Source organism: Kitasatospora sp. NPDC088742, assembly GCF_055584905.1.
In genome coordinates, this window is sequence record NZ_JBVJLD010000099.1 from 1 (window position 1) to 2,301 (window position 2,301).

Genomic DNA, 2,301 nt, shown 5'->3' on the forward strand with positions numbered 1-2,301 from the left:
CCCCTGCGGGTCGCTGCCGGTACGTCAGTCCCGAACGCGGACCTGGAACTCGATCTCGACCGGCGCGTCCAGCGGCAGCACCGCGACACCGACCGCCGACCGCGCGTGCACGCCCGCCGCACCGAGCACCTCACCGAGGAACTCACTGGCACCGTTGATCACACCGGGCTGCCCGGTGAAATCGGGGGCGGAGGCGACGAAGCCGACCACCTTGACGACCTGCTCCAGCTTGTCCAGGTCACCGATCACGGACTTGATCGCCGCCAGGCCGTTGAGCGCGCAGATCTGCGCCAGCTCCTTGGCCTCCTCGGCGGTGACCTCGGCGCCGACCTTGCCGGTGCTGGGCAGCTTGCCGGCCACCATCGGGAGCTGACCGGCCGTCAGCACGTACTCGCCGGAGCGGATCGCCGGAACGTACGCGGCGACCGGCGGCACCACCTCGGGGAGGGTGAGGCCGAGCTCGGCCAGCTTCTCCTCGACCTTGCTCATCAGATCTTCTCCCGCTTCAGGTAGGCCACCAGCTGCTCCGGGTTCGGGCCCGGAACGACCTGGACGAGCTCCCAGCCGTCCTGGCCCCAGGTGTCCAGGATCTGCTTGGTGGCGTGGACGAGCAGCGGCACGGTGACGTATTCCCACTTGGTCATGGCCCCGACTCTAGTGCCATTTCACCCTCGGCCCGCCGCCCGCCGGCCGTTCTCCGTCAGGGGTCACCCGTCCGGGAATCCCGGCATCCGCGGCGACGGCTGGTTACCCTCGCGGGAGAACACCTTTGGCAGCACGGCAGCACCTGGCGTCAGCACCTGAGAGCACGGAGGCGGAGCGTGGAGCAGCAGGACCGGCACGGCCCGGACTGGGAGGGGGTCCGGCTCCACGTGGTGAGCGGCAAGGGCGGCACCGGCAAGACCACCGTCGCCGCCGCGCTCGCCCTGGCGCTGGCCGCCGAGGGGGGCCGGACGCTGCTGATCGAGGTGGAGGGCCGGCAGGGCATCGCCGAGCTGTTCGGGATAGCCGCTCTGCCGTACGAGGAGCGGAAGGTGGCCACCGTCTCCCCGGCCAAGCTCGGTCTTCCGGGCCGCGGGCCGGCCGGCGAGCTGTACGCGCTGGCGATCGACACCGAGCTGGCGCTGCTCGAGTACCTCGACATGTTCTACAAGCTGGGCCGGGCCGGGAAGGCGCTGCAGAAGGTCGGCTTCGTCGACTTCGCCACCACCATCGCGCCCGGCGTGCGGGACGTGCTGCTCACCGGCAAGGCCTGCGAGGCGGCCCGCCGGAAGGGGCCGGACGGCAGGCGGGCGTACGACGCGATCGTGATGGACGCGCCGCCGACCGGACGGGTCACCAGGTTCCTCAACGTCAACTCCGAGGTGGCCGGGCTGGCCCGGTTCGGGCCGATCCACGGGCAGGCCCAGGCGGTGATGCGGGTGCTGCGCTCGGCCGAGACGGCGGTCCACCTGGTGACCCTGCTGGAGGAGATGCCGGTGCAGGAGACGGTGGACGGCATCGGCGAGCTGCGCGAGGCCAAGCTGCCGGTCGGCGGGGTGCTGGTGAACATGGTGCGCCCGCCCGTGCTGGACGCGGCGGCGGTCGCGGCGGTGGACGGTGACCACCGCGAGGAGGTCGCGCGGGCCCTCGGCGAGGCCGGACTGGGCGGGCGCTCCAAGTCGGCCGCCACCGTGCGGGCGGCGGTGGAACCGCTGATCGACCCGCTGCTGGAGCAGGCCAGGGAGCACGCCGAGCGGGTCGAGCTGGAGCGTGAACAGCGGGCCGCGGTGCAGCAGTTGAAGCTGCCCACCTATGAACTCCCGCTGCTCGGCGGCGGGGTGGACCTGGGCGGGCTGTACCGCCTGGCCGGCGAGCTCAAGCGGCAGGGGGCGGCATGACCGGGCTACTGGACATCGACGCGCTGATCGGCGACCCGGCGACCCGGATCGTGGTCTGCTGCGGCTCCGGCGGGGTCGGCAAGACCACCACCGCCGCGGCGATCGGCCTGCGCGCGGCGGAGCGGGGCCGCAAGGTCGTGGTGCTCACCATCGACCCGGCCCGGCGGCTGGCCCAGTCGATGGGCCTGACCGAGCTGGACAACACCCCGCGGGTGGTCAAGGGCGTCGGCAGCAGCGACGGCGGCGGTGGCGAACTCCAGGCCATGATGCTGGACATGAAGCGGACCTTCGACGAGGTCGTGATCGCCCACGCCGACCCGGAGCGGGCCCGGACCATCCTGGAGAACCCCTTCTACCAGTCGCTCTCGGCCGGCTTCGCCGGGACGCAGGAGTACATGGCGATGGAGAAGCTCGGCCCGCA

The 2,301-nt window shown here is 72.2% G+C and carries 4 protein-coding genes; 2 read left to right on the forward strand and 2 right to left on the reverse strand.

All coding sequences use genetic code 11. From position 1 onward, the window contains the following. Positions 1–24: 24 nt before the first annotated feature. Both ACZ6ZR_RS38265 and ACZ6ZR_RS38270 read right to left on the reverse strand, forming a co-directional pair. Complete coding sequence (locus ACZ6ZR_RS38265; RefSeq protein ID WP_465650598.1) at positions 25–489, reverse strand: RidA family protein; 465 nt, start codon at positions 487–489, stop codon at positions 25–27. Further along, positions 489–644, reverse strand: coding sequence for a DUF4177 domain-containing protein (locus tag ACZ6ZR_RS38270; protein WP_345286961.1), 156 nt, complete (start codon positions 642–644; stop codon positions 489–491). Before ACZ6ZR_RS38270 ends, ACZ6ZR_RS38265 begins: the two co-directional genes overlap by 1 nt. Before the next feature lie 177 nt (positions 645–821). Between ACZ6ZR_RS38270 and bagA the strand changes: the two genes are divergently transcribed. Further along, complete coding sequence (gene bagA / locus ACZ6ZR_RS38275; protein ID WP_465650600.1) at positions 822–1,880, forward strand: ATPase BagA; 1,059 nt, start codon at positions 822–824, stop codon at positions 1,878–1,880. Next, a partial coding sequence (locus ACZ6ZR_RS38280; protein WP_465650603.1) for an ArsA family ATPase occupies positions 1,877–2,301 on the forward strand: 425 nt, incomplete at its 3' end. The genes bagA and ACZ6ZR_RS38280, both read left to right, overlap by 4 nt.

Excerpts from the sequence above, each read along its gene's own strand:
- ACZ6ZR_RS38265 (WP_465650598.1), bottom strand. The coding sequence starts at position 489 with ATGAGCAAGGTCGAGGAGAAGCTGGCCGAGCTCGGCCTCACCCTCCCC.
- ACZ6ZR_RS38270 (WP_345286961.1), bottom strand. The coding sequence starts at position 644 with ATGACCAAGTGGGAATACGTCACCGTGCCGCTGCTCGTCCACGCCACC.